The sequence below is a fragment of the Flavobacterium sp. GW823-FHT06G12 genome (assembly GCF_058794775.1).
The window spans coordinates 184,772-210,651 of record NZ_JBXAHE010000001.1; the positions used below are offsets into that span (position 1 = coordinate 184,772).

A 25,880-nucleotide genomic window follows, 5' to 3' on the forward strand; every position below is an offset into this window, starting at 1 on the left:
CAGAAGGTGTGATAAGTTGATTATCTTCCATCTGTAATCGCTTGGCAATATTTACTCTTCTGTTGTTTAGATTTTTTATAAAATGCATTAATATCATAGTCCAACTAAACATTAAAAGTAAAAAGAACCCAAAATCATTTGGCATTGTTTTGAAATCTAGTAAAATATAAATTTTTGTAAAGATTAGAGCAATGATAAAATAGACTAATGCATATAAAAGTATTTTTTTTAGTTCGTTTTCAGATTTTAAAAAATAAAAAATGGAGCAATTTACGATGACAATAAAAAGAGCAAGAAGAAGATATGACATTTTGTTTCTGGGCTTAAAAAAAGCACAAAGTAAATCTCTGTGCTTTCGTAAAATTTATATTTCTAAGGAATTATTTTCCTTTTAATAATTTTTCTAAATATTCCACTTTGTCTTTTTCAGCTTGAACCAAACGTTCGTAAAGTTCTACAACTTTGTCAAGCGGGTTGAAAGTGCAAGAATTGTTAGTGTTTCCACTTCCTTGCGCTCCGTTATTTGCACTATTGTCATAAAAGTTATTAAAGAAATTAAAAACAGATTCTTCAGAAAAATTTTCAATTGCTTCTTTAGTAACGCCTAAAGCTTTTGCAATTTCGTCAAGTCTTTCTTCATCTACAGTTTCACTTGCTTCAATGTTAGAAACAGTTTGCTGGCTTAAACCAATTGCAATTGCAAGCGCTTCCTGCTTCATACCTTTAAGCTCTCTGATTCGGCTTATGTTTCTGCCGATATGTTTTGGTTTTGATGTCGTGCTCATAATTTCAAAGGTATTTAATTTTTTTGATTTTATTGAAGAGTAAATATATGATTTTTCTGAGGTAATATTTAATATTCCAATTTTCTATTTACAGTTGCAATTATCCACAATATTGTCATTTCGACGAAGGAGAAATCTTCGCAAGTAGCTCCGCAAAGATTGGAAACAGATCATTCAAATAAATAATTTAGAAAATCCAAATCAGGATTAATGGTTTTTATTAATTCAATTTTCTTCTCTCTTCGCCAGTCTTTTACTTCTTTTTCACGAGCAATTGCTTCTTGAATCCAAGTAAATTTTTCGTAGTACAACAAATAAGTAGCATTGTATTTTGCGGTAAAAGTTTTGTTTCCCGTTGTATTGTGTTCTTTGTGCTGACTTAAGCGAATTTTTAAATTATTTGTGACTCCTGTGTAGAAAACGGTTTTGTATTTGTTTGTAAGAATGTATGTGTAGTATGTGTGATAGCCTTCTTGTTGATGCATTTTTTTTTCGGCTAAAGATAAATAATTATTTAAGATTTTTCTTTCTTTTTGTGATAGGTTTTTATATGCTTGGTGGAGTTTCTTGCGAAGATTTCTCCTTACGTCGAAATGACAAATATTGTGATTACTTTGCGTGGGCTTCGACTTCGCTCAGCCTGACAAGACGTTGCAAAATAATCTAAAATCTAAACTCAAAAATCTGAAATAAAAAAATCCCGCCTCAATTAAGAAACGGGATTAAAATGATATTCTCTTTTTTTCTATTGTTAAACCGTAGCAGCAATTTCTTGTGGCAACGGAATTTGATTTTTAAGTAAATCCTCAAATGTTTCAGCTTGGCGAATCAAGATTCCCTGACCGTTCATCCAAAGAACTTCGGCTGGTTTGTATCTTGAGTTGTAGTTTGAAGACATTGAGAAACAGTATGCTCCTGCATTTCTGAACTCTAAAATGTCACCTTCTGTGATTTCAGCGATTCTACGGTTGTTTGCAAAAGTATCCGTTTCGCAAATGTATCCTACAACAGAGTAAAAACGCTCTTTTCCTTTTGGGTTGGAGATGTTTTCTATATGGTGTGAAGACCCGTAAAACATTGGACGAATTAAGTGGTTGAAACCACTATCGATTCCAGCGAAAACTGTTGAAGTTGTTTGTTTTACTACGTTTACTTTTACTAAGAAATGACCTGCTTCACTCACCAAGAATTTTCCTGGTTCGAAAATCAACGTTAAATCTCTTCCGTATTCTGCACAGAAAGCATTGAATCTTTTTGATAACTTTTTACCTAATTCTTCGATGTCTGTTTCGATATCGTCTTTTTTGTAAGGAACTTTGAATCCGCTTCCGAAATCTAAGAATTGTAAATCTTTGAAATGTTTTGCTGTATCAAATAAGATTTCAGCAGCATACAAGAATACTTCGATATCTAAAATATCAGATCCTGTGTGCATGTGAATTCCAACAATGCTCATTTTTGTGTTTTCAACAATTCGCAAGATATGCGGAATCTGGTGCACAGAAATCCCGAATTTACTATCGATATGTCCAACAGAAATATTAGCATTTCCGCCCGCCATTACGTGTGGGTTGATACGAATACATACCGGAATATGTGGATGTTTTGTTCCGAATTGCTCTAAAATAGATAAATTGTCGATATTGATTTGTACACCCATTGCGGCAACTTCTTCGATTTCTTCTAGAGAAACGCCGTTTGGTGTAAAGAAAATTCTTTCGGGTTCATAGCCAGCATGAAGTCCTAATAAAACTTCCTGAATTGATACAGTGTCTAAACCAGACCCCATGTTCTTTAATAACTGTAGAATCGCAACGTTAGACAATGCCTTCATGGCGTAATTAACTCTTAAGTTTTCTACCTTAGAGAAAGCTTTAGTTAATCTGTTGTACTGAGATTGGATTTTTTCAGCATCGTAAACATACAATGGACTTCCAAATTGGTCTGCTAACTGCAGTAAATCTTTTGCTTGCATTTTTAAATCATTTTGGGCAAAGTTATTACACTTTTGTCTATCAGCAAATAATTTGCAGAAAAATAACAAATTATAACAAATTGTTTTATTTTAAACAAAAAGTTGCTGTTTTTGGAATTTTGTAACCTTTTTAAAGATGCTAAGGTTCTGAGATGCTAAGATACTAAGTTTTTTTGGCTCGAATTTGTGAATTAACTTATTCTTAAATGCTGTTGAAGTTGTTTTTTGCCACAGATTACACAGATTAAATGGATTTTTTTCGCCACGACCCGAGCGATAGCGAATAGGCGAAGCAATTACACGAATTTCCATAAATTTTTAATTTTTCGCAAAATGCTAAAACATAACCCGTGGTTTCAACCACGGGAAACGTTACGGATTGAGTATAATCATATATTGTGTCCCCGTGGTTGAAACCACGAGCTATATTGAATATAGAAACCAATGAGAAGAGAAAAATTAGTGAAAATTTGTGCAATTCGTGGCAAACAAAAAAATCTATTTAATCTGTGTAATCTGTGTAATCTGTGGCTAAAAAAAAAACAAAACCCCTGAATATCAATTCAAGGGTTTGTTAGTAGTTATGTTGTTATCGGAATAAAGATTTAATAAAATGCAAGGAAAAAAACTTAGAACCTTAGCATCTTAGTATCTCAGAACCTTAAAATTATAAGCTCGGTAAATCTCCTTTTCCTTTAGTAGGCAGGTTGGTAGAGCCCATTAAGAACAAATCTACTTCTCTTGCTGCTTCGCGACCTTCTGAAATAGCCCACACGATTAATGATTGTCCTCTTCTCATATCACCAGCAGTGAAAATGTGAGGAACGTTTGTCTGATAGTTATGCGCTTTGTAATTGCTTCTCATATCAGTTTCGATTCCTAATTGCTCGCTTAACGTTTTCTCCGGACCTGTAAATCCAAGAGCCAATAAAGCTAAATCGCAAGGCCAGATTTTCTCAGAACCTTCTTTTTCGATTAATTCAGGACGCTGACCTGGAGTCATTTTCCATTGTACTTCAACCGTTTTTAATCCAGTTAATTCACCTTTATCGTTAGAAATGAATTCTTTTGTATTGATTAACCAGTTTCTGTCGCAACCTTCTTCGTGAGAAGAAGATGTTTTAAGTTGCAACGGCCAGAAAGGCCAAGGAGTTGACTCGCTTCTTCCAACTGGAGGTTTTGGTAAAATCTCAAAGTTAGTTACCGATTTAGCTCCGTGTCTGTTTGAAGTTCCAATACAGTCAGAACCAGTATCTCCACCACCAATAACGATTACATCTTTACCAGTTGCTTTAACTTGATCTGGAATTGATTCTCCGTATAAAACTTTAGTTTGTTGAGTTAAGAAATCCATTGCCTGAACAACACCTTTACTTTCGATTCCTTTAGTTGGCAAGCTTCTTCTTTCAGTTGCTCCTCCGCATAAAACAATAGAATCGAATTGGTTTAATTCTTCAACACTGAAATTAACACCAACGTTTACATTAGTTTTGAAAGTGATTCCTTCTGCTTCCAGAATAGCTACACGACGGTCGATGATTCCTTTTTCTAATTTGAAATTTGGAATTCCGTAACGTAATAAACCTCCAATTGCATTGTCTCTTTCAAAAACAGTTACAGTGTGACCTGCTCTGTTTAATTGCTGAGCCGCAGCAAGACCCGCAGGTCCAGAACCAATTACAGCAACAGTTTTTCCAGTTCTTGTTTTTGGCGCTTGTGGTTTAATCCATCCTTCAGCAAAACCTCTTTCTACGATGCTTTTTTCGATGTTTTCGATAGAAACCGGATCTTTGATGATTCCTAATACACATGATTTCTCACATGGAGCAGGGCATAAGCGTCCTGTAAATTCAGGAAAGTTATTAGTAGATTGTAAAATCTCTAACGCACTCTGCCATTCTTCCTGATGCACCATGTCGTTGAAGTCAGGAATTAAATTTCCTAACGGACAACCACTGTGGCAAAAAGGAATTCCACAGTCCATACATCTTGATCCTTGTTCTTTTAATTTATCTTTTGGTACCGGAATAGTAAATTCATTGTAGTTAGAAACACGTTCTGCTACTGCTAAATTACTTTCATCGGCTCTGTTATATTCTTTAAATCCGCCTATTTTACCCATGACTTTTTTATTAAAATTTCAATTTTTAAATCCCAAATTCCAAATCCTTCGACTTCGCTCAGGAAGACATTGTAATTGAAATTGATTTTTGGTTTTTGAAATTGATTTTTATCCAGCTATTAATTCTTCTATTTTTTTCTCTTCTGCAATTCTTTGTAATGCTTTTTTGTAATCAGTTGGCATTACTTTTACGAAGTGCTGTTGTTGGTTTTCCCAGTCTGCTAAAATTCTTTTTGCTAATGGACTGCTTGTGTACAACGAATGATTTTTGATCAGTTTTCTTAGTTTCGTAAGATCTTCTTCTTCCATTGGGTCGAATGCAACCATTTCCATGTTACAAACTGTAGAATCGAATTTCTTGTTTGGATCGTAAACATAAGCTACACCACCGCTCATACCCGCAGCGAAGTTTCTTCCTGTTTTTCCTAAAACTACTACTGTACCACCGGTCATGTACTCGCATCCGTGATCTCCAATTCCTTCAACAACTGCTGTTGCTCCAGAATTTCTTACACAGAAACGCTCTCCGGCCATTCCATTAATATAAGCCTCTCCGGTAATAGCTCCGTAAAGGGCAACGTTCCCGATAATGATATTGTCTTCAGGGTTGAAGGTTGCTGTAGGAGGTACTTTTACAATTAATTTTCCTCCAGAAAGACCTTTTCCTAAATAATCATTACAGTTTCCGTGAATTTTAAATGACAATCCGTTTGTTGCGAATGCACCAAAACTTTGTCCAGCAGAACCTTCAAAATCAACTAAAATAGTGTCATCAGGTAATCCTTGTGCGCCGTAGATTTTTGAGATTTCGTTACTCAAAATAGCACCTACAGAACGGTCTGTATTTTTAATTTTAAAAGTTACTCTTGTTTTCTCTTTTCTATAGATAGACGGAATCGCTTCTTTGATGATGTCAAAATCCAATACATTTTCAAGTTGGTGATCTTGAGTTGTTGTATTATGATTTGGCTCTGTTTTCGCTTTTTCCGGTTTGTATAGAATGGTTGACAAGTCTAAACCATTTGCTTTATAATGTTTGATGGCTTTGTTCACATTTAATTTTTGTGACTGACCTACCATTTCTTTTAAAGTTCTGAAACCTAACTGAGCCATGATTTCTCTTAACTCTTCAGCAATGAAATACATGAAGTTGATTACGTGCTCTGGAGTTCCTTTGAAATTTTTTCTCAATTCAGGATCCTGAGTTGCAATACCAACTGGACAAGTATTTAAGTGACAAGCTCTCATCATGATACATCCAGAAGCTACAAGCGGTGCAGTTGCAAATCCGAATTCTTCAGCTCCTAATAAAGCTGCGATAGCCACGTCACGACCAGTTTTCAACTGTCCGTCACACTCTAAAACTACACGGCTTCTTAAATCGTTTAAGATCAAAGTTTGTTGTGCTTCAGCTAATCCAAGTTCCCACGGAATACCTGTGTGCTGTAAAGATGTTAATGGTGCCGCTCCCGTTCCTCCGTCATAACCTGAAATTAAGATAACGTCAGCTTTTGCTTTGGCAACACCCGCAGCGATAGTTCCAACTCCGACTTCAGAAACTAATTTCACGTTGATACGAGCTTCACGGTTTGCGTTTTTCAAATCGTAAATCAACTGAGATAAATCCTCAATAGAGTAAATATCGTGGTGAGGAGGAGGCGAAATCAAACCTACATAAGGAGTAGAGTTTCGAGTTTCAGCAATCCAAGGCACTACTTTTTCTCCAGGTAACTGACCACCTTCACCAGGTTTTGCACCTTGAGCCATTTTAATCTGGATTTCTTTAGCGTTTGTCAAATAGTTGATCGAAACACCAAAACGTCCTGATGCAACTTGCTTAATTGCAGAGTTTCTAGAATCTCCGTTAATTTCTTTCTGGAAACGTCTTGGATCTTCTCCACCTTCTCCAGAGTTACTTTTTCCTCCAATTCTGTTCATTGCGATTGCTAAGTTCTCATGCGCTTCTTGGCTGATAGAACCGTAAGACATTGCTCCAGTTTTGAATTTCTTTACAATTTCTGTCCAAGGTTCTACTTCGTCAATAGAAATTGGATCTAAGTTGTTGAATTCAAATAAACCTCTAATCGTCATTAAGTTTGAGCTTTGCTCATTAACGGCATTTGAGTATTCTTTATAACTTTCTGGGCTGTTTAAACGAACCGCTTGTTGTAATTTAGAAATAGTGGTTGGGTTAAACATGTGTTTTTCTCCACCACGTCTCCATCTGTAAATACCTCCAATTTCAAGAGAAAGCAAGTTTGCAATTTTTGAATTTGGGAAAGCTTTTTGGAAACGTTTTTTCACTTCTTTCTCCACTTCCATTAAACCAATTCCTTCAATTCTTGATGGAGTGTAAGGGAAGTATTTAGATGTAAATGTTTTGTTTAAACCTAAAATCTCGAAAATTTGAGCAGCTCTATATGAATGTAAAGTAGAGATACCAATTTTATTCATGATTTTCACGATTCCTTTTGCAATCGCTTTGTTGTAGTTAACTACAGCATAATCCGCTTTTACTTTTGTAATGAAACCTTTTTCAACTTGATCGTGAATGATTTCGTTTACCATGTAAGGGTTGATGGCGCTTGCACCGTATCCGAACAATAAAGCAAAATGATGAGGTTCTCTAGGTTCTGCAGATTCGATGATGATTCCGAATTTAGAACGAACCTGTAAAATGTTTAGTGAGTGGTGAATGTAAGAGCATGCCAATAACATTGGAATTGGAGCCAATTCTTCGCTTACACCTCTATCAGATAATATAATGATGTTGCATCCTTCTTCAACTGCTTTAAAAGTAGCTTGAACACATTTTTCAAGAGCTCTTTCTAAACCGTTAACTCCTTTTTCTATTTTATATAAAGTAGAAATTGTAGCCGATTTGAAATCTGGGTGATCTATGTTTCTGATTTTATCCAAATCCTCGTTAGAAACAACTGGATTTTGGATTTTTAATTTTTTACATTGTTTCGATTCGATTTCGAAAATATTGAAATCTCCTCCAATCGCTAAACTGATGTCAGTAATGATTTCTTCACGAATACCATCCAATGGCGGGTTTGTAACTTGAGCAAATAACTGTTTGAAGTAGTTGTATAACAACTGAGGCTGATCTGAAAGAACCGCCAAAGGTGTATCGTTACCCATAGAACTAATTGCTTCAGCTCCGTCGCTACCCATTGGGTTGATGATTGTTTTTAAATCTTCAATAGTATAACCAAACAAACGCTGTCTTGTTAAGAAATCTAATTTTTCAACAGGAGTAGGGTTGTTTGTGTAAGGAACGCTAGCCAATGGCAATAAGTTTTCGTCAACCCATTGCTTGTATGGACGTTTTGTAACGATTGCTTTTTTAACTTCTTCGTCTTCGATGATACGGCCTTCATTCATATCAACTAAGAACATTTTTCCTGGCTCTAAACGACCATGCTGAATTACATCTTCTGGATCGATATCTAATACACCAATTTCAGATGACATAATTACGAATCCGCTTTTCGTTAATGTATAACGAGAAGGACGTAAACCATTTCTGTCTAGTAAAGCTCCAATCACGTTACCATCTGTAAACGGAATAGAAGCAGGACCATCCCAAGGCTCCATGATACAAGCGTTGTATTCATAGAAAGCTTTTTTTTCTGGAGACATTGTCTGGTGTTTTTCCCAAGCTTCAGGAACTACCATCATCATTGCCTCTGGAAGAGAACGGCCAGTCATTAATAAAAGTTCAACCACCATATCCATAGAAGCAGAATCTGATTTTCCTTCTAAGATAATTGGGAATAATTTTTTGATATCATCGCCAAAAACTTTGCTCTGCATAAGCTCTTCACGAGCACGCATACGGCTTACGTTTCCACGAAGTGTGTTGATCTCACCATTGTGACACATGTATCTAAACGGCTGAGCTAAGTCCCAAGATGGGAATGTATTGGTAGAGAAACGTTGGTGTACAAGCGCTAAACGCGTCACCAAGTCTGGATCTTTTAAATCTATATAATAACGGCTGATGTCTTCTGGCATCAATAGACCTTTATATATTATAGTAGTTGTCGATAAACTAGTAAAATAAAACATGTGGCTTTCTGAGGTTTTAGATCCTCTTACGGCATGTTCAGCAATTTTTCTAGCTGCAAAAAGTTTTGCATTAAATTCTTGTTCAGTTAAATCTTGTCCGTTTTTAGAAACGAAAACTTGTTTAATTGTTGGTTCTTTTTCTGCGGCAATTTCACCTAGATTTTCAACGTCAACGGGTACGTCTCTCCAACCTAAAACTTTTAAGTTTTGGTCTTTGATAGTAGCTTCAAATGCATTAATACAAAAAGAAACCTGGTTTTTGCTTTTTGGTAAAAAAACCATTCCTACTGCATACTCACGCGCTTCTGGGATTTCAAAGTCACAAACTTTCTTAAAAAAATCATGAGGAATGTCGAATAAAATTCCGGCTCCGTCTCCAGTTCTTCCATCAGAACTAACGGCACCACGATGTTCTAATTTAATTAAGATGTCTAATGCTTTGTGAATAATATCATTTGACTTAATACCATTCAAATTACAAATAAATCCTGCACCACAATTGTCGTGTTCAAATTCAGGCAGATAAAGCCCTTGTTCTTTAACTCTCATTCTTGATATTTTTTTTACAAAAATAAAGATTTCGTTAAATATAATGTATTGAAATTATGAATTCGCTTTCATTTTTATAGGAATATTAGAAAAAGGGTTCTTAAATGATAAAATTATCAGATAAAGCATTGCGAATTATCAAAATCATAATTGCGATTAAAATATATTAAGAAAAATCGTCGCTTAGGTATTGATATCAGTGAAGTTTTTGTTAAATCTCAAACGTTTTAGCGATTTTGTGTTAACTTTTTAGATACAATTGTTTAATGATTTTTTTTCTTTCGATTTAAATAGCTGAAGAATCATTTAAGGAGCCGTTATTAATTTAAAAAAGATTTTACTTTTCAGTTGTATTTTGTTACTTTTGTCGCACTTTTATTCTGAAATAAATTCAGAACCAGACAAATTCTATATTATGAACATACACGAATATCAAGGAAAAGAAATTTTAGCGAGTTACGGAGTACGCGTACAACGCGGAATCGTGGCTAATAATGCAGTTGAAGCTGTGGCCGCTGCAAAACAATTAACTGCCGAAACTGGGACAGGATGGCATGTAATTAAAGCACAAATTCACGCAGGTGGTCGTGGAAAAGGTGGTGGAGTTAAGCTGGCAAAAAACTTACAACAAGTTGAAGAGTTAGCAGAACAAATCATCGGAATGCAGTTAATTACTCCTCAGACTCCGCCTGAAGGTAAAAAAGTTAACAAAGTATTAGTAGCTGAAGATGTGTACTATCCTGGAGAAAGCGAAACTTCTGAATTTTATGTTTCTGTTTTATTGAATAGAGGTACAGGACGCAACATGATTATGTATTCTACTGAAGGTGGAATGGATATCGAAGAAGTTGCTGAGCACACTCCACACTTAATCTTTACTGAAGAAATTGATCCTTCTGTAGGATTACAAGGTTTCCAAGCTAGAAGAATTGCTTTTAACTTAGGACTTTCTGGAAATGCTTTCAAAGAAATGGTTAAATTCATCGATGCACTTTACAATGCTTACATTGGTTCTGATGCTTCTATGTTTGAAATCAACCCTGTATTAAAAACTTCTGATAACAAAATCTTAGCTGTTGATGCTAAAGTTAACATCGACGATAACGCTTTATACAGACAACCAAAATATGCTGAAATGAGAGATATCCGTGAGGAGAATCCAATCGAAGTTGAAGCTAAAGAAGTTGGTCTTAACTATGTTGACCTTGACGGTACTGTAGGATGTATGGTAAACGGAGCTGGTCTTGCAATGGCAACTATGGATTTAATTAAATACGCTGGTTTTGAGCCTGCTAACTTCCTTGACGTTGGTGGAACTGCTGATGCTAAACGTGTTGAAACTGCTTTCAGAATTATCTTGAAAGATCCAAACGTAAAAGCTATTTTGATTAACATCTTTGGAGGTATCGTTCGTTGTGACCGTGTTGCTCAAGGTGTTGTTGATGCTTACAAAAACATGGGTGACGCTATCAATGTGCCAATTATCGTTCGTTTGCAAGGAACAAATGCTGAAATTGCAAAAGAATTAATTGACAACTCTGGTATGCCAATCTTATCTGCAGTTCAATTCCAAGAAGCTGCTGACCAAGTAAAAGCTGCTCTTTCTTAATTAAATAAGAAATCAATTTATATAGAAAATCCCTCCGTGCTTCGGAGGGATTTTTTTGTTTTTGTAAAGTTTGCGTATCCTAAAGGCGCACTGCAGTGATTCTCTACAATAAAATAATATGCTTAAAAAATTTTCTCTCGCAGATTGAGCAGATTTTTAATGATAAAGAAAAAGATAAATCTGCTGAATCTGCAAAATCTGCGGGAGACAAAAATCTCAGTAGCTTGTAAAAGATATAGCCACAGATTACTAAGATTAAAATGATTTTAAAAAATCTGTGTTAATCTGTATAATCTGTGGCTAAAAAAACTTTGCTCCCGATAGCTATCGGGATTGCGGTTAGAAAAGAATTATTTCAAAACAGTCGCCAAATCTACAATTTCAAATTCTGGATCATGTGTTATAAATTCTCTAATCAATGCAGCATGACCAGCGCCAACTAAAACCATTATTTTATTATCTGTGCTTTCCGTTAATTTCTGAATTAAAGAATACATATATAAGTTTCTTTTGTACCAATTTGAGACTAAAGACGCTCCTGTAAAATCATCTGGATTTCCAGTTCTGTTGGCTACTTCCAAATACCATTGTATATTTTTATTTTCGGTTTCTTTTTTATTATAATGCAGCATGAGTTCTTGTAACGAGCTTTTTGTTATTCTTTCATTATGATCTTTTTCATTCCTTTTTTTCCACTCGTTATTTCTTTTCAATAAATCCTGCTGGTTTGCTTTTTCCATTGACATCAGTAAACTGTCATATGGAAAAGAAGTATAGAGATTCATTCCATATAATTTTTTATGATTCAGTTTTTTAGCCGTGCGAAGTGCCAGTTGTGTTATTTCGTTTTTATTAGTTTTAAAAAGACTGTCGGTGTTTTTATTGTAAAACTTATCTAAATCGGCTTGTTCGTTAAATTCCCATTCTACAAATATTTTATCTGGGCCAAATTTTTTGATTTTGTCACTCATTATTTCGAGTTCCTTTTGGCTCTTCTCAGATAGGATATCAAAACTGTTTAGTTGAGCAACATCAAGACCTGGATTGGCGTAATGAAATGTTCCAACCAATAAAATCTGTTTTTTCTTAGTTTGAGCAGAAGTTAAGTTTAATGTAATAATTGTTAGTAGTAAAATGATTTTGTGCATGACGTTTTGTTTTTAAATTCATGACAAATGTATTCTGTCTTTTGATCTCTATTTTTTGTTTTTGATGAACCTAGGATTTTATTTTATAAACACATGAAATTAGCAGTGTAATAATTTCGTGTAACGTTTTTGATAGTTCATCCCTAAAAACGCATGTTTTGAATAAATCTAATTTTCTATTTAAGGCTTAATTGTATTTTTGAGTCAATTATCAAAAAACTATGAAATCAAGAATCCCTTTTTACTATCACATTGTTTTTTTCTTTTTATTATTTCTAACGTACATTTTCTGGGATATTGGACTTAATGATAAAAAAGTAGAAATTGTAATCAAAGGAATATGTTATGGAATTACGCCAACTCATTTGTTAGCAATATTTTGTATTTACATTCTCAACTTTTACTATTTCTGTGAATGGTTTTTAAACAAGAAGAAATTACTTTTTTACATCCTGACAATTCCAGTTTCGCTATTGCTTTTTGCGGCTGTTCGTTATTTTTTACAAGAAATTGTTATGTTTAATATTACCGGAAGACACAATTACTATGAAGAAGCTAGAGAAATAGGTTATTACATAAAAGACAATTTTTTCTTCGGATTGCCGGCGGTCATTCTAAGTGCATTAACTTTTTTGTTTTGGCAGTTTCATACTACGCAACATCAAAATCAGGAATTGCTTTTGGAGAACAAAAAGGCTGAATTTCAAATGCTAAAAGCGCAAGTTAGTCCGCATTTTTTATTCAATACATTGAATTCTTTTTACAGTCAATTGGTTTTGAAAGAAGATGAAATGGCCAATGATATTTTGGTTCTTTCTGATTTACTTCGATATGTTATTACAGAAACGGATAAAGATGAAGCGATACTTTCAAAAGAAATTCAGTTTATTCAAAACTACATTCATTTACAGAAAAAACGATTTGAAGATCTGTTATATTTGGATTTTTCTATAGAGGGAGAATATTCAAATGAAAGAATTCTTTCGTCAGCTTTAATTCACTTTGTAGAGAATGTTTTTAAACACGGAAAACTGAATAATGAAATTGAAAAAGCTGTTATTCTAATCAAAATAAAAGAGGATTTTTTAGAGATTTCAACTTTCAATTATAATGTGAATGGAGAGAATTATTCGTCAACTGGAATTGGTTATGAAAATCTGACCAAAAGATTAGAATATATGTACAAGAACCAATTTATTCTTGAAAAAACAGAAGAAAATAATACCTTTAAAACTTACTTAAAAATTCCGCTAAAGAAATAATTTATGGCTTTTAAATGCATTATTGTAGATGATGAACCGCCTGCAACTCGAATATTGGAAAATTACATCGGAAAAGTAAATTTTCTAGAGAAAGTTGGCGTTTTTAATGATTCGTTAAAAGCATTAGAATTTCTAAACTCACAATCTGTAGATGTGATTTTTCTAGATATTCAAATGCCTCAATTAACAGGATTACAGCTTTCCAGAATTATTTCGAAAAATATAAAAGTCATTTTTACGACAGCTTATCCCGATTTTGCTTTAGAAGGTTTTGAGCTGAATGCAGTTGATTATTTACTAAAACCAATTGCATTCGAACGATTTTATCAAGCCGTTTCTAAACTAAATTCTGAATCCAAAATAGAATTTTCGAGTACAAGTAATAGTAGTACGCCAGATTTTTTATTTATAAAAACAGATGGAAAAAATAAATTTCAGAAAGTTTTTTTGAATGATGTTTTATACGTAGAAAGTTTACAGAATTATGTTTGCATTCATACAGTAAAGCAGCAGATTATTACACATTCGTCATTAAAAAATGTTATTGAATCATTGCCAGAAAAGGATTTTATTCAAATACATAAATCGTATGTTGTTTCTTTAAAACATATCGAATCGACAGATAATTTTTCTGTTTTCGTAAACGGAAAAGAGTTGCCAATTGGAGCAACTTATAAAGATGCTTTTTTCGATGAAATTGATCAGAATAAAATATAAATCGATTATTCGGTTTTTACTACTTCGAGACTTAGTTCTGCTTCTTCAAGTTTAAAAACCGCATTATTTTTTTCAATTTTTGGAGTTATTCCCATTATTGAATAATGATCTTTAGCTGTGCCGATTCTAATTAAATTTCTTTTCTCTTCAAAACCCCATTTTTGATTTTGCAACATTTGCACAAACATTGGAGTAAGCTGCGTTTTCTGTTTTGGAATGAAATTAAAATTTTGATTTTTTTGGAATGAAAATATTGAATTTGTAAAAGTTTGAGAGAGTTCAGTCATTTCTTTACTATTCGATTTTACTATTACATTTTTTACTTTCCAGTTTCCAACTATTTGGTCTTTGATGGATGTTTGACCTTTTGCATTTAGAAATAAAAAGAAAGTGATGCTTAAAAGTAAATATTTCATGATAGATTGATCTTTGTTTAATTTGCATTAAAAATATAAAAAAATCCATTCTTCAAAGAATGGATTTTTATGTTGTAAAGATATATTAAAAAGACATCTTTAATTTTATTTGTTGGCGTTTACAAAAGCGCTAAGATTTTTTCTTATTACCGTTTTTAAATACCACTTTTTCTACAACAGATGGTTTTCCGTTTCCTTTTGGGAATGATTTCTTTTTAGGTTTTCCAGCTGATGAACCTGATTTTGATGAACTTTGATCGCCTCTGTATTTTTCTGAATCTTTTGGAGCAGCTTTAAATTCTGGTCTTTCTTTAGAAGTTTCCTTTTTTGGAATTTCAGCTTTATGCTTTGCTAAAACATCATTCGGATTTTTAGGATTTTCTTTAGTGCCTCTTAAATGAATTACTAATCCGTTTAAGAAGTTTCTCAAAACCTGATCGCCACATTCCATGTAGTTTGGATGATCTTCTGCTCTAAAAAAAGCGCCCAATTCTGACTTTGAAATTCTAAAATCTACTAATTCTAAAATTTCAATTATTTGGTCATCACGGAGCATCAAAGCCACGCGAAGTTTTTTAAGTATATCGTTATTTGTCATTGTTTATTTTTTGCAAAGGTACGGTTTAAAAACATTCGGACTATTTATTTTTTTTTTGCCACGAATTGCACGGATTTATATTAATTTTTATTTGCCACAGATTAAAAAGATTATGAGGATTTATAATTGCTAAAAAAATCATTAAAATCTTTTTAATCTGTGGCAAAAAGCATAAAAATTAATTCGTGGAAATTAGTGTAATTTGTGGCGAACTTTTTTATTTATAATTTATAACCTGAATTAATTTATCTAAATCTTCCTTTAAATGATTTGCTGTAATAACAATTCGATTTAATGGTTCGGCTTCTTTAGTGTATCTGAAACTGGCAATAATGATCTTTTCTCGTTTTAGTTTTTCTACTAATTCATTGGATAATAAATATATCAATGGATAGTTTTTGTCAAATTTTACATTATTTGGTTGAACTAAAATCGAATTAATATAATTTAGATTCTCCTTTAATTTTTGATGCTGTATTTTATAAATTTCCGAAGCATCAGATAGTGTTTGCGCAAAAGCAGGATTCATTCCGGCAGCACTTGTAAAAGTTTCGATTTCTTTTATTTCTTTGATGAAATTAGAATCTGAAGCAATTACACCGCCTGTTAATCCGAAAGCTTTTCCTAAAGACGAAACCAAGATTTTTCTTTTAATCGGAAAATCAATTGAAGAATAAATTCCAGAGCCATTTTTGCCAATAATTCCCAACGAATGAGATTCATCAATAACCAATGTAATTTCCTTTTGATTTGAAATCTCATTTAAGAAAGATAAATCAATTGGTCTGGTTTGAAATGTTGGAACTCCATCTGTTAAAATCGTTATTTTTTCTGGTTTGGAATCTAATAAATTAGTATTCAATTTTTTATTTATAAAGACAGGAAGACTGTTTTCAATCTGAATAGCCGAATGAATTTCATTTAAATGATAAAAACAATCCGTTTGCTTTTTCAGTTTTTCTAAAACAAGTTTTCCGGCCAGCATTCCAGAAGAAACGGTTACTGTTTTTTCTGAACCAATATGTTGAGCTAGAAAATTTTCTCCAGAAGTATAAGCGCTTAATTGTATGTTCGCGGTTCTAGAACTTCCATAAGTTGTTCCCCATTTTAAGATGTTTTGAACGACTAAATCTTGAAATTTATGGTTTGTCGGAAGACCTAAATAAGCTGTTCCTCCAAAATACAAATATCGCTTTTGGTCAATTTCAATGATTCTATCTGGAAATTTTTCGACTATCATTTTACAGTAATGTTACTCCCGTTCCGTTAAGATTGGAGTAATTGATAATTCCGTCTTCAATTGTTACGCCAGTTGCAATATCCTCGGCCAAAAGCAATGCGCCATCCATGTCTACATAATCCAATTGCGGAAGCAAATGTGCAATTGCAGAAATTCCGACAGTAGATTCGGTCATGCAGCCAACCATAGTTCTTAAACCTAATTTTTTAGCTTCTTCAATCATACGTTTTCCCGGAGTTAAACCGCCACATTTTACTAGTTTTACATTCACTCCATGAAAATGATTGAAACATTTTGCTACATCTTCTTCAATAATACAGCTTTCGTCAGCAATTACAGGAAGAACAGAATGTTTGAATACTTCTTTATGTCCTTCCCAATTATCAGCTTTCATGGGCTGTTCTAAGAATTCAACGCCTAATTTTTTTAATTCTACAGCATTATTTATCGTTTCTTCAACTGTCCATCCGCAGTTGGCATCAATTCTAAAAATGGCATTTGTGTGTTTCCTAAGTTCTTTTACAATCGCAATATCTTCCTTTGTGCCTAGTTTAATTTTATAAATTGGCCAAGGCAGTTCTTGCATTTTAAAAACCATTTTTTCAATTGTGTCAATTCCGATCGTGTAATCGGTTAACGGATTATGATCGGTTTTGTAGTTCCATAATTCGTATAATTTTTTGCCTTTTTTACGAGCATACAAATCATTATACGCCAAATCTAAAGCGCACAAGGCAAACATATCGTCTTTTAAATACGGATGAATTTTTGACCAAAATGCCTCTGGCGTTTCGTTTTCGGTATTTTCAATAATCGCTCTTATTTTTTCCAAATCGGAAATCATCATCGGAACCGTAATATGATAATACGGATTTGAGGTAGCTTCTCCAAAACCAGAAAAACCATCGCTCTGCAATTCTACAATTAATGATGGCTGTACGTCAATAGATTCTCTCGAAATAGTGAAAGTGTGCTTTAGTTTGAGATTGTATTCTCTTAAAATAAGTTTCATTTTTATAGGAGTATTTTTTTATTTTTATTTAATAGCCCAGCCAAAGTAGCGCTTCAACAAAATGATCTCGCCACAGTTTTTCGTTATGTTCTCCGCCTTTTACAATTTTAGTTTTATCAAGATGAAGACAATAACAGCGTTTAGAATCTAGTAAACGTTTCATTTTAGTTAAATCTTTTACCATATCGTCACTTTCTTTATCGCCGCACAAAAAATAGATTTTAGTCTTAATTTTGGACTGTTTTTCTGTAAAAGCATAAATATCGTTAGAAAACCAAAATGAGGGAGAAAAAACGCCTGCTTTGCCAAAAACATCAGGATATTTTAAAGCGCCATAATACGAAACCAATCCGCCAAGTGAACTTCCAAAAAGAATAGTGTTTTTAGCTTTTGTTTTGGTTCTATAATTTTTGTCGATATGTGGTTTTAATGTCTTTACAATAAAATCTAAATAATTATCGGCATTTCCTCCGCCATATTTTTCGTTTTTGAACGGAGTAAGTTCGTCGATTCGTTTTTCGTTTCCATGCTCAATCGCTACTACAATTACAGGAGCTTTTAAACTGTCTAACTTTTCATCTATATTCCATTCTCCCGCAAAAGAAGTTTTGGCATCAAACAGATTCTGAGCATCGTGCATGTAAATAACACTGTATTTTTTTTGAATGTCTTTGGAGTAATTTTCAGGAAGATAAATCCAGATCTTCTTTGTGGTATTCAGTTGAGGAGCTTCAATTGTAAAAGTAGAAATATTTTTTGAAACGGTGCTTTGAGCTTTTCCAATAAAAGTAAATAGAAGTAAAACTGCCAAGAAAATCCTCTTCATTATCTGTGTTTTGTATTTTTATTTAAAAGCAATATTTTAGCTAAAAATAAGAAATTGATGAATACAGAAGCAGAAAAAAGAAGTTTACTTTTAGAAATGATTATGTTCGCCACTGTAGACGGACATTTACACAAACGTGAGCTTGAATTTTTAAGACTTGTAGCTTTCGAATTGAATATTAGTGAAGAAGAATTTCAAGATTTATTTCATCAAGAACACAAAACTATTCCAATAAAATCTGAATTACAACGTATTAATCAGTTTTACAGATTGGCTTTATTAATGCATATTGACGGCGTTTTGCACGAAAAAGAATTTAAAGCTATTCAGCAGATTGCATTAGAAATGGGTTTAAATCTTTCAGCAGTAAAACGTGTTTTGGAAATGATGAAAAAATCTCCCAATACAGTAATTAATCCAATTGTATTGTTGGAGATTTTTAAGGAACAGCATAATTAAGGCAGCTGTTCCTGTAGTTTTTTAATTTCGTCACGAAGTTTAGCTGCTTGCAAGAAATCTAATTCTTTTGCAGCTTTCTCCATTGTTTTACGTTTTTCGCGAATCATTTTCTCCAATTCAGCTTTAGACAGATAAGCCGTTTCTGGTTCAGCAGCCACAGGAATCGGATGTCCTAATTCATATTCAACCAATGGATTTTTGGTAAACGCACTTTCGATTTTTTTATTTAAGGCCTGTGGAGTTATATTGTTTTCTACGTTGAAATTAATCTGTTTGGTTCTTCTATAATTGGTTTCATCAATTGTTCGCTGCATACTTGCCGTAATTTTATCGGCATACATAATCGCTTTACCATTTAAGTTTCTCGCCGCACGACCAATAGTTTGTGTTAAAGATCTATGGTTACGCAAGAAACCTTCTTTGTCGGCATCTAAAATCGCTACAAGAGAAACCTCTGGTAAATCGAGACCTTCACGAAGTAAGTTTACACCAATTAAAACATCAAAAATACCTTTTCGCAAATCTTGCATGATTTCGATACGCTCTAAAGTATCTACCTCAGAATGTATATAACGGCATCGAATGTTGACTTTTGTTAAGTATTTGGCCAATTCTTCGGCCATTCTTTTAGTTAAAGTCGTAACCAGAACCCTTTCGTCCAATTCGCAGCGAATCTGAATTTCTTCAATCAAATCATCAATCTGATTTAAACTTGGGCGAACTTCAATTTCAGGATCTAATAATCCAGTCGGACGAATAATCTGCTCGACATAAATACCATCCGATTTTTGCAATTCATAATCAGCGGGAGTTGCAGAAACGTAAATTACTTGATTTTGCAACGCTTCAAATTCTTCAAATTTCAAAGGTCGGTTGTCCATTGCAGCAGGCAAACGGAAACCGTATTCAACTAAGTTTTCTTTTCGGCTTCGGTCACCACCATACATGGCATGAACTTGCGAAACGGTTACGTGACTTTCGTCAACAACCATTAAATAATCGCTTGGAAAATAATCTAATAGACAGAAAGGTCTTGTTCCAGCTTCACGTCCGTCAAGGTATCTTGAGTAATTTTCAATTCCAGAACAATAACCCAATTCGCGAATCATTTCTAAATCGAAATTGGTTCTCTCTTCCAAACGTTTCGCTTCAAGATGTTTTCCAATTTCTTTAAAATAATCAACTTGTTTCACTAAATCCTGCTGAATCTGCCAAATAGCACCTTGCAAAACTTCTGGAGAAGTCACAAACATGTTAGCAGGATAAATGGTTAAGCGTTGGAATTTCTCTATTACCTGAGACGTAGTAGCATCAAATGATTCTATTTCTTCAATTTCATCTCCAAAGAAATGAATTCTGTATGCATCGTCAGCATAACTCGGATAAACTTCGACAGTATCTCCTTTAATTCTGAAAGTTCCTGGATTAAAATCGGCTTCAGTTCTGGCGTATAAACTCTGAACTAAACTATGCAATAATTTGGTTCTCGAAATAACCTGATCTCTTTTAATTTCAATTACGTTTTTCTGAAACTCGACAGGATTTCCAATACCATAAAGGCAAGAAACCGATGCCACGACCAAAACGTCACGTCTTCCTGAAAGTAGAGAAGAAGTGGTGCTCAAACGCATTTTTTCTAATTCTTCATTGATAGATAAATCTTTCTCAATAAAAACTCCCGTTACAGGCATAAAAGCTTCTGGCTGATAGTAGTCGTAATAGGAAACGAAGTACTCAACAGCATTATTCGGGAAGAATTGTTTGAACTCTGAATACAATTGCGCGGCCAAGGTTTTATTGTGCGCCAAAACTAAAGTTGGTCTTTGCACTTCCTGAATTACATTGGCAACGGTAAACGTTTTTCCCGAGCCTGTAACTCCCAATAAAGTTTGGTATTTATCTCCGTCGACCACACCCTGTGCCAATTTTTGAATGGCTTGCGGCTGATCTCCTTTTGGACTATATTCTGAAGAAACTTGAAATTTCATTTATTTGAGCTGAAAATTTTGTTTTGTAAAGATACGAAGTTTGAATGCTAATCTAAAAAATTAATAATCGCATCATTAATGACTTTAGGTTGATCGATGGTTAGAAAATGCCCTGCATCATTTACTATTTTGGTTTTACAGTTGGGCAAATGCTTCTGCGCTATTTCCAGACTTTCTTCTGAATTAATAACGTCTTTGTCACCAATTAAAACCAAAACTGGGTTTTGTATAGATTCTAATTCTTTGTTTGAAAACGGAAGCATTTTTAACATGCTAGAGTTTGATTTTGCATATTTATTGGCCAAGTAAAACTGTCTTTTATAAATGCGGCTTATGTTTTCTGGATGAGTTGAAAAAGTTGATAATGTTTTGCTGAATTTCTTTTCGCTTGGAAAAAGTTTCAGCATTAATGCCGAAGTTGTTTTTCTGACTTTATCTATAAATTTAAAGGTTTGCGCGGGACTCAATAAAACAATTTTATTTATAGAATTTGGTTTTTGAATCGCTAATAATGTCGCAATCCATCCGCCTCGAGAAGCGCCGATTAGGTCGAATTTCTTTAATTTATAATGATCGAAAATTTCGTTGTAGTAAACAACAATATCGTCTGATGAAAGCGGTTTTGCCGTTAGATTGGATTTATTAGGTTCCATGATAAAATCGATCGCGTAAATGCGATGATTTTTGGCTAAAACTTTAATGTTCGGATACCACATGGTAGAACTGGCGTCCATTCCATGTAGTAAAACCAGACTTTTTCCATTTTTTGGACCTGCAATTACTACATGAGCGGTTCCAAAACTGGTTTTTACATCTTCTTCAGTATAAGGAATGTTCCAAAGTTTTAAAGCTTTGTCGTAAGCAGATTGGTATTTTAGTTCTTCGCTTTTGGTTTTAAAAACATAGTCTTCAAATTTTACTTTTTTTGAAGCGCAACTTGTTACTAGGAATAAGATGACTGCTAAACGAGAATATAGTTTTAACATGATTGTAAAATTCAGTTTTAAACCTAAAGTTACGAGATGTGTAAGCAGAAAGTGTATTAGAATTTTATTTTAAAGTATCATAATTTTAAGATTTATCATTTTTAGAAGTCAGATAATAAATCTGTACAAACGCTAAAATGGCATTCGGAATAATTACCGGCCAAAGCCATTGATTGAAATCTCTGTAGTCGTTTAAAAAGATGCCGTAGATTACAAAACAGATACAGCCAAACATATTAATGAACCGAATAGCTCTAAGATTTTTGAGTAGAAATCCTCCAACAATAAATACAGATGCGAGATAACCAATATATTCAGCCATAATCTTGATTTTAAATAGTTTGCATACAATAAATGTAGCAAAAGTAAACTGTAAAATCAAGATTTTGGTATTGGAAATGAGTGTATTAAAAGAAACTTTTTTGAGAATTTGGGTTTTCAAAAAAACTCCAAGCTACAATTCGGCTGTTTTTTTGTCCTTGCGACATTTCGATTGTTTTGACAGAAACGGCATTTACTTTCTTTAAAGTTTTATAAATCGAAGGAAGATTTTCTTTTTTGGAAACTAAAGTCGTGAACCATAAAACTTGCGATGGATATTTCGCACTTTCGTAAATCATTTGTGTAATGAATCCGATTTCTCCGCCGTTACACCATAATTCGGCATTTTGTCCTCCAAAGTTTAAAACTGGATTTGTAGTTCTTTTTTCTTTCGGATTTAAATTGGAAACCTTTCTGGAAGTACTTTTATTGGCTTCTTCGGCAGAGGCATGAAAAGGCGGATTACACATTGTAAATGTAAAACGATCTTCGGGCGTAATGATGTTTTTGAAAAGAAATCGAGGTTCTGTTTGTTGCTGTAAACTTATAGAATCAATTAAATTTGGATTTGCTTCAATAATTTTGGCGCAATTTTCAATTGATTTCTGGTCAATATCTGTTCCAACAAAACTCCAATTGTAAATTGCATTTCCTAATATCGGATAGATTAAATTGGAGCCCGTTCCGATGTCTAGTCCTAAAACATGCGAAGTTTCTGGAATTTGATTGTTGTTGCTTTCGGCTAATAAATCTGCGATATAATGAATGTAATCTGCACGTCCAGGAATTGGCGGACAAAGATAATTTTTAGGAATATCCCAATTCTCAATATTATAATACGTTTTAAGTAAAGCGCTGTTTAATGTTTTTACTGCAGCTGGACTGCTGAAATCGATGGTTTCGATTCCGTATTTGTTTACAGCAATAAAAGCTTTCAATTCTGGGCAATTTAAAATTAGTTTTTCAAAATCATATCGATTTCGATGAAGATTTCTTGGGTGTAAATTGCTTTTTTCGGAATTGTCGTTTGTTTTCATTTTCATTGATTTCGAGAACAAAGATAGATATTCCTTTTTTTAAGAAAGCTCCAGAGAAGCTTAATATTTATAGCTAGGTAATTAATATTAAAAAAAAGCTCCAGCGGAGCGACATATGTGTAGTGTGTCGCCTCGCTGAGGCTTAAATGAGAGTGCGATATTTTGATCTATAAATATTTCGTCCCGCTGAGACTCTTTATTCATTACTATTTTTAATCAAAACATTCCATTAAAAGAAGATCACCTTCACGATGTGTAATGGTTACAATTCCATCTTTTTGGACAGAATTACTGCTTCCGGTTCTGTAGCCCATTGTTAGTGTATCGTCGTTTAATTCGTATTTTAAATTTGATGAAGAAATTCCGTTTACAATACCAATCGGAATAAGTGAAATTGGTGTGTTTGCAGTATACCATTTTTCAAATTTTGTTGGCAGAAGAAATATCTTAGAGTGATCGTCGAGGATTACGATTTTTAGTAAATCTCGGTAACGAACAATTTGTGTTAAGTTTGTAATCGTATGATCGGCTCGTTTTCCTGTTGCCCAAACGACATTTACGGCAGGAATTTTTCTTTCGATAAGATAATCAAAAGCTTTTTCTAAATCGGTTTTGTCTTGATCTGGAGTGTGAACGATTTCGATTGGAAATTGTGAGGTTTTATAAATTTCAGGGTCAAAACCGCGATCGAAATCACCGAGTAAAACATCGACTTTTATGCCTAGTTCGATCACTCTTTCTATAGCCGAATCTAAAACAACAACTAATGGTGACCATTCTAGCAATTGCCCTAATAGTTCAGGATCACAGGCTGCGCCATTTGCAATTATTAAAGCTGGTTCTTGATCGTCGCGAACTATATGGTGTGATGACATATGCGTTTTTTTGAATGTGGTGCAAAAGTACGGCTTAGAATTTTAGATTTCTGATTTTTTGCCACAGATTTCACAGATTAAAAGGATTAATCATTTTAATTCTTTTAATCTGTGGCAAAAAACTAAAAATCTAGTAGTCTTCTGTGGTAGTTAATTTGTCCTAAATGATATGCCAAGTGGGTTGAAAGATGTATTAAGAAAAAGCCTGTTGTCATTTCTTTTTCGAAAACAATTTGTGGGTAAACTTCTTCTAAATCTTTTTCGGTTAATGAATCTAAAGTATTGTTGATGACTTCAATGGTGTTTTCGATTTTTAAAATTAGTTCTGATTTTGGAATGTCTTTTAGCGAAAATTCCAAAGGGCGATCTCGAACATAACCCGTTTTGCCAATTTCGGCGCCAATGTAAGTGTTTAAATTTCCAATTAAATGCAGGCATAGATTTCCTGCTGAATTTGAAATATTCTTATCGATTGCCCAAATAGTGTTTTCTTTTTGGTATAATTCAATTTCTGTTTTCAGTTTATTTAGATCTCTGTTGAAAAGAGATTTTAGTGATTCTATTACCATTTTAATTTCGGTTTTTTATCGGAATCCAGATTTCTTCTTCAGAAGTAGGATCGTCTTTTTTGTATTTTTCATTCATTACGGCAAAATGCGGTCTATCGTCTACAGTATATTCAGAATTCGGAAACCATTCTGCAAAAATATAATGATAGGTTTTATGAGCTTCTGCGACTGGACCTAAATGAAGAAAAACCGCATACAAACCGTCTGGAACAACTAAGGTTTCCATTCCTTCTGGTATATTTTCATAGTCTGAAACTTCTACAGCAGCCCATTTTTTGAAACTTTCATTAGGATCAAAATTATCAAAATGGTTTTCTGAATATACTTCTAAAGAATACAAATTAGGATTAATTGTATTTTTTATTTCTTTTCGATGTGGCATAAAACCACTCCATAATTGAAAAGTTTTATTCTCGATAAATGACATTTCTATCGAATGTCCAATGAGTTTTTTTTCGGCTAAGGTTTTGATGATCGGTTGCATGATTACTGAATTTTGTACTTTTTTGTACTGATTTCGCCGAGAGAGAAATACCCCAGCGGATAATTATTTTTGTCTGTCGTATTGATAATGTTTCCCTTTACGGTTGCAGGTGGAGATTGAAACGGTCCTCCAATACTGCTTCCAGCTATACTTACCAAGATATTCATGTAATTATAATATTGCTTAGAAATTCCGTAATGTGTTACTTCAACTTCGTCTCCTGCTTTTAAATCTTCGTCAATGGCGCTGCTGAAAATTTCATTTCCTTGATAGAATTTGTCTTCAGAAACATAATAATTTGCAGTGACTTTGTTCGAATAAACATATTTAAACAAATAAAAATTATCTTCGTCTGCAGGATCTGTAAAGTACGTTTTTATTTCGATATCTTCTCCCGTAAAACCGCCATCATTTTTTTGCTCGATTCGAGTAATTGGCGCTACCGATTTTAAAGTTTCAGAAGCTGTATATGTATTTCCTTTGCTAATTACGGTTAAAGTGTATTCTTCATTAATCTCTGGTTTGAAATCATTGCAAACATAACTGCCCGTTTTGTTGAATTCAGTAAAATTAAATTTTTGATTCTTACTGTTTTCTATAAATACTACGGCATTTGAAACTACAGGAATTGTATTCTCAAAATAGCCTGTTGTGGTCGATAATCTAATGACCTGCAATTTTCCAGAAGTGCCTTTTTCCCAATTGATAGCCGCTTCAACTACCAATTTTGGTGCAGCAGTGTCTAAGTCAACATCAACTACTTCTTCGCAGCTGGTAAAAAAAAGCGATGTAAAAAACACGATTAACAAAACTAATTTTCTCATG

At 33.6% G+C, this 25,880-nt stretch carries 23 protein-coding genes; 4 read left to right on the forward strand and 19 right to left on the reverse strand.

Going from position 1 to position 25,880, the window contains the following annotated elements:
- Positions 1-380 precede the first annotated feature (380 nt).
- The 5 genes from AC1Q5Z_RS00700 to gltB form a co-directional block, all read right to left on the reverse strand.
- Positions 381-785, reverse strand: coding sequence for a helix-turn-helix domain-containing protein (locus AC1Q5Z_RS00700; protein ID WP_343586297.1), 405 nt, complete (start codon positions 783-785; stop codon positions 381-383).
- Between the two features lie 170 nt (positions 786-955).
- A complete protein-coding gene (locus AC1Q5Z_RS00705) occupies positions 956-1,270 on the reverse strand; it encodes a GIY-YIG nuclease family protein (RefSeq protein WP_343586299.1) in 315 nt (104 codons plus the stop codon).
- A 266-nt stretch (positions 1,271-1,536) separates the two neighbouring features.
- Positions 1,537-2,829: a diaminopimelate decarboxylase gene (gene lysA, locus AC1Q5Z_RS00710; protein ID WP_343586301.1), complete on the reverse strand. Its 1,293-nt coding sequence runs from the start codon at positions 2,827-2,829 to the stop codon at positions 1,537-1,539.
- A 598-nt stretch (positions 2,830-3,427) separates the two neighbouring features.
- Positions 3,428-4,882, reverse strand: coding sequence for a glutamate synthase subunit beta (locus AC1Q5Z_RS00715; RefSeq protein WP_012024227.1), 1,455 nt, complete (start codon positions 4,880-4,882; stop codon positions 3,428-3,430).
- A 108-nt stretch (positions 4,883-4,990) separates the two neighbouring features.
- Positions 4,991-9,508: a glutamate synthase large subunit gene (gltB, locus tag AC1Q5Z_RS00720; RefSeq protein WP_492443350.1), complete on the reverse strand. Its 4,518-nt coding sequence runs from the start codon at positions 9,506-9,508 to the stop codon at positions 4,991-4,993.
- Between the two features lie 415 nt (positions 9,509-9,923).
- Between gltB and sucC the strand changes: the two genes are divergently transcribed.
- Positions 9,924-11,117: an ADP-forming succinate--CoA ligase subunit beta gene (gene sucC / locus AC1Q5Z_RS00725; protein WP_091131042.1), complete on the forward strand. Its 1,194-nt coding sequence runs from the start codon at positions 9,924-9,926 to the stop codon at positions 11,115-11,117.
- A gap of 350 nt (positions 11,118-11,467) precedes the next feature.
- Here sucC and AC1Q5Z_RS00730 read toward each other — a convergent pair whose 3' ends face one another.
- Complete coding sequence (locus AC1Q5Z_RS00730) at positions 11,468-12,265, reverse strand: DUF5694 domain-containing protein (RefSeq protein WP_343586309.1); 798 nt, start codon at positions 12,263-12,265, stop codon at positions 11,468-11,470.
- A gap of 221 nt (positions 12,266-12,486) precedes the next feature.
- Between AC1Q5Z_RS00730 and AC1Q5Z_RS00735 the strand changes: the two genes are divergently transcribed.
- On the forward strand, positions 12,487-13,527 hold the full coding sequence (locus AC1Q5Z_RS00735; RefSeq protein WP_343586310.1) for a sensor histidine kinase: 1,041 nt from the start codon (positions 12,487-12,489) through the stop codon (positions 13,525-13,527).
- Positions 13,528-13,530: 3 nt separating this feature from the next.
- Positions 13,531-14,244, forward strand: coding sequence for a LytR/AlgR family response regulator transcription factor (locus AC1Q5Z_RS00740; protein WP_492443353.1), 714 nt, complete (start codon positions 13,531-13,533; stop codon positions 14,242-14,244).
- A 5-nt stretch (positions 14,245-14,249) separates the two neighbouring features.
- On the opposite strand, the gene AC1Q5Z_RS00745 is transcribed toward AC1Q5Z_RS00740, so the two are convergent.
- The 5 genes from AC1Q5Z_RS00745 to AC1Q5Z_RS00765 all read right to left on the reverse strand — a co-directional run bounded on the left by AC1Q5Z_RS00745 (position 14,250) and on the right by AC1Q5Z_RS00765 (position 18,336).
- Positions 14,250-14,660, reverse strand: a complete 411-nt coding sequence (locus AC1Q5Z_RS00745; protein WP_492443355.1) for a hypothetical protein — start codon at positions 14,658-14,660, stop codon at positions 14,250-14,252.
- Between the two features lie 130 nt (positions 14,661-14,790).
- The gene (locus AC1Q5Z_RS00750; protein WP_198856814.1) at positions 14,791-15,258 is read right to left on the reverse strand and encodes a DUF1456 family protein; all 468 of its coding nucleotides are present in this window, start codon (positions 15,256-15,258) and stop codon (positions 14,791-14,793) included.
- Between the two features lie 217 nt (positions 15,259-15,475).
- Positions 15,476-16,498 (reverse strand): aminotransferase class I/II-fold pyridoxal phosphate-dependent enzyme, encoded by a 1,023-nt coding sequence (locus tag AC1Q5Z_RS00755; RefSeq protein ID WP_492443358.1) that lies wholly within the window; start codon positions 16,496-16,498, stop codon positions 15,476-15,478.
- A 1-nt stretch (position 16,499) separates the two neighbouring features.
- The gene (locus tag AC1Q5Z_RS00760; RefSeq protein WP_278022435.1) at positions 16,500-17,510 is read right to left on the reverse strand and encodes a dipeptide epimerase; all 1,011 of its coding nucleotides are present in this window, start codon (positions 17,508-17,510) and stop codon (positions 16,500-16,502) included.
- Between the two features lie 28 nt (positions 17,511-17,538).
- Complete coding sequence (locus AC1Q5Z_RS00765; RefSeq protein ID WP_198856817.1) at positions 17,539-18,336, reverse strand: alpha/beta hydrolase; 798 nt, start codon at positions 18,334-18,336, stop codon at positions 17,539-17,541.
- 57 nt (positions 18,337-18,393) lie between these two features.
- Between AC1Q5Z_RS00765 and AC1Q5Z_RS00770 the strand changes: the two genes are divergently transcribed.
- The gene (locus AC1Q5Z_RS00770) at positions 18,394-18,795 is read left to right on the forward strand and encodes a TerB family tellurite resistance protein (protein ID WP_343586323.1); all 402 of its coding nucleotides are present in this window, start codon (positions 18,394-18,396) and stop codon (positions 18,793-18,795) included.
- Here the strand turns inward: AC1Q5Z_RS00770 and uvrB are convergent.
- The 8 genes from uvrB to AC1Q5Z_RS00810 form a co-directional block, all read right to left on the reverse strand.
- Positions 18,792-20,783, reverse strand: a complete 1,992-nt coding sequence (uvrB, locus tag AC1Q5Z_RS00775) for an excinuclease ABC subunit UvrB (RefSeq protein WP_198856819.1) — start codon at positions 20,781-20,783, stop codon at positions 18,792-18,794. The genes AC1Q5Z_RS00770 and uvrB overlap by 4 nt on opposite strands.
- A 47-nt stretch (positions 20,784-20,830) precedes the next feature.
- On the reverse strand, positions 20,831-21,769 hold the full coding sequence (locus AC1Q5Z_RS00780) for an alpha/beta fold hydrolase (RefSeq protein ID WP_492443361.1): 939 nt from the start codon (positions 21,767-21,769) through the stop codon (positions 20,831-20,833).
- Positions 21,770-21,854: 85 nt separating this feature from the next.
- A complete protein-coding gene (locus AC1Q5Z_RS00785) occupies positions 21,855-22,091 on the reverse strand; it encodes a uroporphyrinogen decarboxylase (RefSeq protein ID WP_111365373.1) in 237 nt (78 codons plus the stop codon).
- 85 nt (positions 22,092-22,176) lie between these two features.
- The gene (rlmF, locus tag AC1Q5Z_RS00790; RefSeq protein ID WP_492443364.1) at positions 22,177-23,127 is read right to left on the reverse strand and encodes a 23S rRNA (adenine(1618)-N(6))-methyltransferase RlmF; all 951 of its coding nucleotides are present in this window, start codon (positions 23,125-23,127) and stop codon (positions 22,177-22,179) included.
- A 212-nt stretch (positions 23,128-23,339) separates the two neighbouring features.
- On the reverse strand, positions 23,340-24,002 hold the full coding sequence (locus AC1Q5Z_RS00795; protein WP_343586331.1) for a thiamine diphosphokinase: 663 nt from the start codon (positions 24,000-24,002) through the stop codon (positions 23,340-23,342).
- A gap of 122 nt (positions 24,003-24,124) precedes the next feature.
- Complete coding sequence (locus AC1Q5Z_RS00800) at positions 24,125-24,571, reverse strand: DinB family protein (protein WP_343586333.1); 447 nt, start codon at positions 24,569-24,571, stop codon at positions 24,125-24,127.
- 1 nt (position 24,572) lies between these two features.
- A complete protein-coding gene (locus AC1Q5Z_RS00805; RefSeq protein WP_343586335.1) occupies positions 24,573-25,055 on the reverse strand; it encodes a GyrI-like domain-containing protein in 483 nt (160 codons plus the stop codon).
- A 2-nt stretch (positions 25,056-25,057) separates the two neighbouring features.
- Positions 25,058-25,879, reverse strand: coding sequence for a DUF4249 domain-containing protein (locus AC1Q5Z_RS00810; protein ID WP_343586337.1), 822 nt, complete (start codon positions 25,877-25,879; stop codon positions 25,058-25,060).
- Position 25,880 lies beyond the last annotated feature (1 nt).

Excerpts from the sequence above, each read along its gene's own strand:
- AC1Q5Z_RS00700 (WP_343586297.1), bottom strand. The coding sequence starts at position 785 with ATGAGCACGACATCAAAACCAAAACATATCGGCAGAAACATAAGCCGA.
- AC1Q5Z_RS00705 (WP_343586299.1), bottom strand. The coding sequence starts at position 1,270 with ATGCATCAACAAGAAGGCTATCACACATACTACACATACATTCTTACA.
- AC1Q5Z_RS00715 (WP_012024227.1), bottom strand. The coding sequence starts at position 4,882 with ATGGGTAAAATAGGCGGATTTAAAGAATATAACAGAGCCGATGAAAGT.
- gltB (WP_492443350.1), bottom strand. The coding sequence starts at position 9,508 with ATGAGAGTTAAAGAACAAGGGCTTTATCTGCCTGAATTTGAACACGAC.
- sucC (WP_091131042.1), top strand. The coding sequence starts at position 9,924 with ATGAACATACACGAATATCAAGGAAAAGAAATTTTAGCGAGTTACGGA.
- AC1Q5Z_RS00730 (WP_343586309.1), bottom strand. The coding sequence starts at position 12,265 with ATGCACAAAATCATTTTACTACTAACAATTATTACATTAAACTTAACT.
- AC1Q5Z_RS00735 (WP_343586310.1), top strand. The coding sequence starts at position 12,487 with ATGAAATCAAGAATCCCTTTTTACTATCACATTGTTTTTTTCTTTTTA.
- AC1Q5Z_RS00740 (WP_492443353.1), top strand. The coding sequence starts at position 13,531 with ATGGCTTTTAAATGCATTATTGTAGATGATGAACCGCCTGCAACTCGA.
- AC1Q5Z_RS00745 (WP_492443355.1), bottom strand. The coding sequence starts at position 14,660 with ATGAAATATTTACTTTTAAGCATCACTTTCTTTTTATTTCTAAATGCA.
- AC1Q5Z_RS00750 (WP_198856814.1), bottom strand. The coding sequence starts at position 15,258 with ATGACAAATAACGATATACTTAAAAAACTTCGCGTGGCTTTGATGCTC.
- AC1Q5Z_RS00755 (WP_492443358.1), bottom strand. The coding sequence starts at position 16,498 with ATGATAGTCGAAAAATTTCCAGATAGAATCATTGAAATTGACCAAAAG.
- AC1Q5Z_RS00760 (WP_278022435.1), bottom strand. The coding sequence starts at position 17,510 with ATGAAACTTATTTTAAGAGAATACAATCTCAAACTAAAGCACACTTTC.
- AC1Q5Z_RS00765 (WP_198856817.1), bottom strand. The coding sequence starts at position 18,336 with ATGAAGAGGATTTTCTTGGCAGTTTTACTTCTATTTACTTTTATTGGA.
- AC1Q5Z_RS00770 (WP_343586323.1), top strand. The coding sequence starts at position 18,394 with ATGAATACAGAAGCAGAAAAAAGAAGTTTACTTTTAGAAATGATTATG.
- uvrB (WP_198856819.1), bottom strand. The coding sequence starts at position 20,783 with ATGAAATTTCAAGTTTCTTCAGAATATAGTCCAAAAGGAGATCAGCCG.
- AC1Q5Z_RS00780 (WP_492443361.1), bottom strand. The coding sequence starts at position 21,769 with ATGTTAAAACTATATTCTCGTTTAGCAGTCATCTTATTCCTAGTAACA.
- AC1Q5Z_RS00785 (WP_111365373.1), bottom strand. The coding sequence starts at position 22,091 with ATGGCTGAATATATTGGTTATCTCGCATCTGTATTTATTGTTGGAGGA.
- rlmF (WP_492443364.1), bottom strand. The coding sequence starts at position 23,127 with ATGAAAACAAACGACAATTCCGAAAAAAGCAATTTACACCCAAGAAAT.
- AC1Q5Z_RS00795 (WP_343586331.1), bottom strand. The coding sequence starts at position 24,002 with ATGTCATCACACCATATAGTTCGCGACGATCAAGAACCAGCTTTAATA.
- AC1Q5Z_RS00800 (WP_343586333.1), bottom strand. The coding sequence starts at position 24,571 with ATGGTAATAGAATCACTAAAATCTCTTTTCAACAGAGATCTAAATAAA.
- AC1Q5Z_RS00805 (WP_343586335.1), bottom strand. The coding sequence starts at position 25,055 with ATGCAACCGATCATCAAAACCTTAGCCGAAAAAAAACTCATTGGACAT.
- AC1Q5Z_RS00810 (WP_343586337.1), bottom strand. The coding sequence starts at position 25,879 with ATGAGAAAATTAGTTTTGTTAATCGTGTTTTTTACATCGCTTTTTTTT.